Annotated in this window: 3 protein-coding genes; 2 read left to right on the top strand and 1 reads right to left on the bottom strand. The window is 62.6% G+C overall.

Annotated elements, in window-relative coordinates:
- The first annotated feature begins 305 nt into the window (after positions 1 to 305).
- Positions 306 to 704: a DUF2306 domain-containing protein gene (locus CQ13_RS07385; protein ID WP_057842346.1), complete on the top strand. Its 399-nt coding sequence runs from the start codon at positions 306 to 308 to the stop codon at positions 702 to 704.
- A 203-nt stretch (positions 705 to 907) separates the two neighbouring features.
- A complete protein-coding gene (gene gyrA, locus CQ13_RS07380; protein WP_057842345.1) occupies positions 908 to 3634 on the top strand; it encodes a DNA gyrase subunit A in 2727 nt (908 codons plus the stop codon).
- A gap of 230 nt (positions 3635 to 3864) precedes the next feature.
- On the opposite strand, the gene CQ13_RS07375 is transcribed toward gyrA, so the two are convergent.
- The coding region (locus CQ13_RS07375; RefSeq protein ID WP_283807492.1) for a TCP-1/cpn60 chaperonin family protein at positions 3865 to 4406 on the bottom strand (542 nt) is incomplete at its 5' end.

Genomic DNA, 4406 nt, shown 5'->3' with positions numbered 1-4406 from the left:
AATCATGGTTGCCCATGGATTCAGAAACCTTCCAAGAACGCAACTGTAATGCTAGAGCAGGGCCTACGGCCGGCGCATTGGCCAGCAAGAAATTCGCTTGCGAGAGGGGGCGTTCACGCCTGCCCATTACAGCTAATGTGCCGCCGCAGGAATCCGCTGCATTCGGCTGAAAACCTGTCTACAGGCGCGTTGCGATCCGAGTGTGCCGTCGGCTCGCTCAGCCGTCATGTTATTAACATTCGCATGAGGCATTTCACTTAGACTGCTCCAGCGCTCGAAAGCCAACCGGATCCGGAGCGCCCACCATGAGCCTCGCACCGCTGCTAGAGGCGCCCGGGACGATCCCGTTGCATGCCTTCGCAGCCCTGGCGGCGTTTGCGCTTGGCATCGTGCAATTCGCAGCACCGAAGGGAACCCTGCCGCACCGAACCATCGGCTGGATCTGGGTCGTGCTGATGGCTGCGGTCGCGATCAGCTCGCTCTGGATACATGAGATCCGGATGTTCGGGCTGTTCAGCCCGATCCATCTGCTGTCGATCTTTGTGCCGATCATGCTGACGCTCGCGGTCCTGCATGCCCGCCGGCATAATGTCGGTGGTCACCGCAAAGCGATGGTGTCGATCTTCTTTGGAGCGCTCGTCGTCGCCGGCTTGTTCACCTTCCTGCCGGGACGGATCATGCATGCCGTGGTTTTTGGCCATTAGGCCTACCGTGGGAACATCGTTTTTGACACTGCCTTCCGGCTCTGAAATGGCGGTTCGGGCAGGGCTCGGGCGAGCTGTCTCCGATCCCGGTAAGTCTATGAAAAAACGAGCGGAAAAACAGCTTCCTCCTGACAGCTTCGGGGTGGTTATCGGACCCTCGATGCGCTATATGATTCTTAGCTGAGAACTGACTGGATTCCCCTTTGTCCGACAACGAAGACGACAAGCCCGGCGAGCCGCCGGAGCGCTCCGACATTCGCCCCGTTTCCATTCTCGACGAGATGAAACGCTCCTACCTCGATTACGCCATGAGCGTGATCGTGGCGCGGGCGCTGCCGGACGCGCGCGACGGGCTGAAGCCCGTGCATCGACGCATCCTGTATTCGATGTACGAGCAGGGGCACACGCCGGACAAGAAGTACGTCAAATCCGCGCGCGTCGTCGGTGACGTGATCGGTAAATATCATCCGCACGGCGACCAATCGATTTACGACGCGATGGTCCGGATGGCGCAGGATTTCTCCATGCGCGTGCCGCTGATCGACGGCCAGGGCAATTTCGGGTCGGTCGATGGCGATCCGCCCGCGGCCTATCGATATACCGAAGCCCGTCTGACCCGATCGGCGCTGGAAGTTCTTGGCGATATCGACAAGGACACCGTCGATTTCCAGCCGAACTACGACGGTTCCGAGAAGGAGCCGTCGGTTCTCCCGGCCAAGTTCCCTAACCTGCTGGTCAACGGCGCCGGCGGCATCGCCGTCGGCATGGCAACCAACATCCCGCCGCACAATCTGGGCGAAGTCGTCGACGCCTGCGTGGCGTTGATCGACAATCCTGCGCTCGGCATCGACGATCTCATCAACATCATTCCCGGCCCGGATTTCCCCACCGGTGGCATCATCCTCGGACGCCAAGGCATCCGCTCGGCCTACCATCTCGGCCGCGGGTCGATCGTGATGCGCGGCAAGGTGACGATCGACACCATCCGCAAGGATCGCGAAGCGATCATCATCACTGAAATTCCCTATCAGATAAACAAGGCCACCATGGTCGAGCGCATCGCCGAACTGGTGCGCGAAAAGAAGATCGAAGGTGTCGCCGACCTGCGCGACGAATCCGACCGCGACGGCTTCCGCGTCGTCGTCGAGTTGAAGCGCGAGGCGATGGCCGATGTCGTTCTGAATCAGCTCTATCGCTTCACGCCGCTGCAATCGAACTTCCCGGCCAACATGCTGGCGCTGGATAACGGCCGCCCGCAGACGATGAACCTAAGGGATCTGCTGACGCTGTTCATCGCGTTCCGCGAGCAGGTGGTCACCCGTCGGACCAAGTTCCTGCTCAGCAAGGCCCGCGACCGCGCCCACATCCTGGTCGGCCTTGCAATCGCAGTTGCCAATATCGACGAGATCATTCGCGTGATCAGAACTTCGCCCGATCCGAACACCGCGCGCGACACGCTGATGTCGCGCGACTGGCCGGCCAAGGATGTCGAAGCAATGATCACGCTGATCGACGACCCCCGTCACCGGATGGCGCCGGACGGCACTGCGCGGCTGTCGCTCGAGCAGGCCAAGGCCATTCTCGAGCTGCGCCTGCAGCGCCTGACCGCGCTCGGCCGCGAGGAGATTTCCGAAGAGCTCGACAAGCTCGCGGTGGAAATCGCCGATTACCTGGAAATCCTGCGCTCGCGCGCCCGCGTGCAGAAGATCATCAAGGACGAACTCGCCGAGGTGAAGAACGAGTTCGCGACCCCGCGGAAAACCGTGATCGTCGAACAGGAAGGCGAGGTCGAGGACGAGGACCTGATCCAGCGCGAGGATATGGTGGTCACGGTCTCGCACGCCGGCTATGTCAAGCGCGTGCCGCTCTCGACCTATCGGGCGCAGCGGCGCGGCGGCAAAGGCCGCGCGGGCATGCAGACCCGCGACGAGGATTTTGTGAGCCGGCTGTTCGTGGCCTCGACCCATACGCCGGTGCTGTTCTTCTCCTCGCGCGGCCAGGTCTACAAGGAAAAGGTCTGGCGGCTGCCGGTGGCGGCGCCCAACGCGCGCGGCAAGGCGATGATCAACATCCTGCCGCTGGAGCAGGGCGAGCGCATTACCACCATCATGCCGCTGCCGGAGGATGAATCCTCCTGGGGCAATCTCGACGTGATGTTCGCTACCACCGGGGGCACGGTCCGCCGCAACAAGCTGTCCGACTTCGTCGACGTCCGCCGCTCCGGCATCATCGCCATGAAGCTCGGGGAGGGTGAATCGATCGTCGACGTGCAGATATGCACCGAGCACGACGACGTGCTGCTGACGGCGGCCGGCGGGCAGTGCATCCGCTTCCCGGTTACCGATGTGCGCGTCTTCACGGGGCGCACCTCGATGGGCGTGCGCGGCATTGCGCTGGCGGGAGGCGATAAATTGATCTCGCTGGCGATCCTGCGCCATGTCGAGACCACCTCGGACGAACGGTCGGCCTACCAGAAGATGCGCCGCGCGGTGGCCGGTGAAACCGCGGCGGAAGAGCCTGTTGATGCCGAGGGCGAGGAGACTTCGGGTTCGCTCCAGCTCTCGCAAGAGCGCTACGCCGAAATGTCGGCGCAGGAGCAGGTGGTGCTGACGGTCTCCGTCAACGGCTACGGCAAGCGTACCTCGTCCTACGAGTACCGTACCACCGGCCGCGGCGGCAAAGGCATCGTCGCAATGAGCGTCAACAACCGCAACGGCAAGCTGGTGGCGTCGTTCCCGGTGGAGCATAGCGATCAGATCATGCTGGTCACCGACAAGGGCCAGCTCATCCGCTGCCCGGTCGAGGACATCCGCATCGCCGGCCGCTCGACGCAAGGCGTCATCGTGTTCGATACCGCCGAGGACGAGCACGTCGTGTCGGTCGAGCATATCTCGGAAGACGAGAACGGCGTGAACGGGAATGGCGGTTAGCACCGCCCTCATGGTGAGGAGCGCGCCTCGGCGCGCATCTCGAACCATGGCACCGGGGCCTTATCGTTCGAGACGGCGCAAGCGGACCGTAGAATTGCCCACAAGCTGATCCCTTGAGAGCGGTCACCTCTATGCAGCTATCGTCGTCGAGATGGACGTGTAGCTAATGCAGAAAGGCCCGGCATCGCTGACGGGCCTTTCTTTTTCTTTTGAGCGCTGAACGGTTGGACTTAGAAGTCCATACCACCCATGCCGCCCATGCCGCCGCCACCCGCAGGCATGCCGGCGCCTGCATTCTTCTTCGGCAGTTCGGCCACCATAGCTTCGGTGGTGATCAGCAGCGCCGCAACGGAGGCCGCGTTCTGGATCGCTACGCGAACCACCTTGGTCGGATCGATGATGCCTTTGGCGACCAAGTTGCCGTACTCGCCGGTCTGCGAGTCGAAGCCGTAATTGTACTGCTCCTTCTCGAGGATCTTGCCGACGATGACGGAGCCGTCTTCACCCGCATTCATTGCGATCTGGCGGGCCGGATAGGACAGCGCCTTGCGCACGATCTCGACGCCGGTCTTCTGGTCGTCGTTCTTGGTGCGCAGGCCCTTGAGGTGCTGGGAGGCACGGAGCAGGGCGACGCCGCCACCCGGCACGATGCCTTCTTCAACCGCCGCACGGGTCGCATGCATCGCGTCATCAACGCGATCCTTGCGCTCCCTCACCTCGACTTCGGTCGCGCCGCCGACGCGGATCACCGCGACGCCGCCCGCGAGCTTGG

It is taken from the genome of Bradyrhizobium retamae, assembly GCF_001440415.1.
GTDB lineage: Bacteria > Pseudomonadota > Alphaproteobacteria > Rhizobiales > Xanthobacteraceae > Bradyrhizobium > Bradyrhizobium retamae.
This window is presented reverse-complemented; position numbering and strand designations above follow the sequence as displayed.

Excerpts from the sequence above, each read along its gene's own strand:
- CQ13_RS07385 (WP_057842346.1), top strand. The coding sequence starts at position 306 with ATGAGCCTCGCACCGCTGCTAGAGGCGCCCGGGACGATCCCGTTGCAT.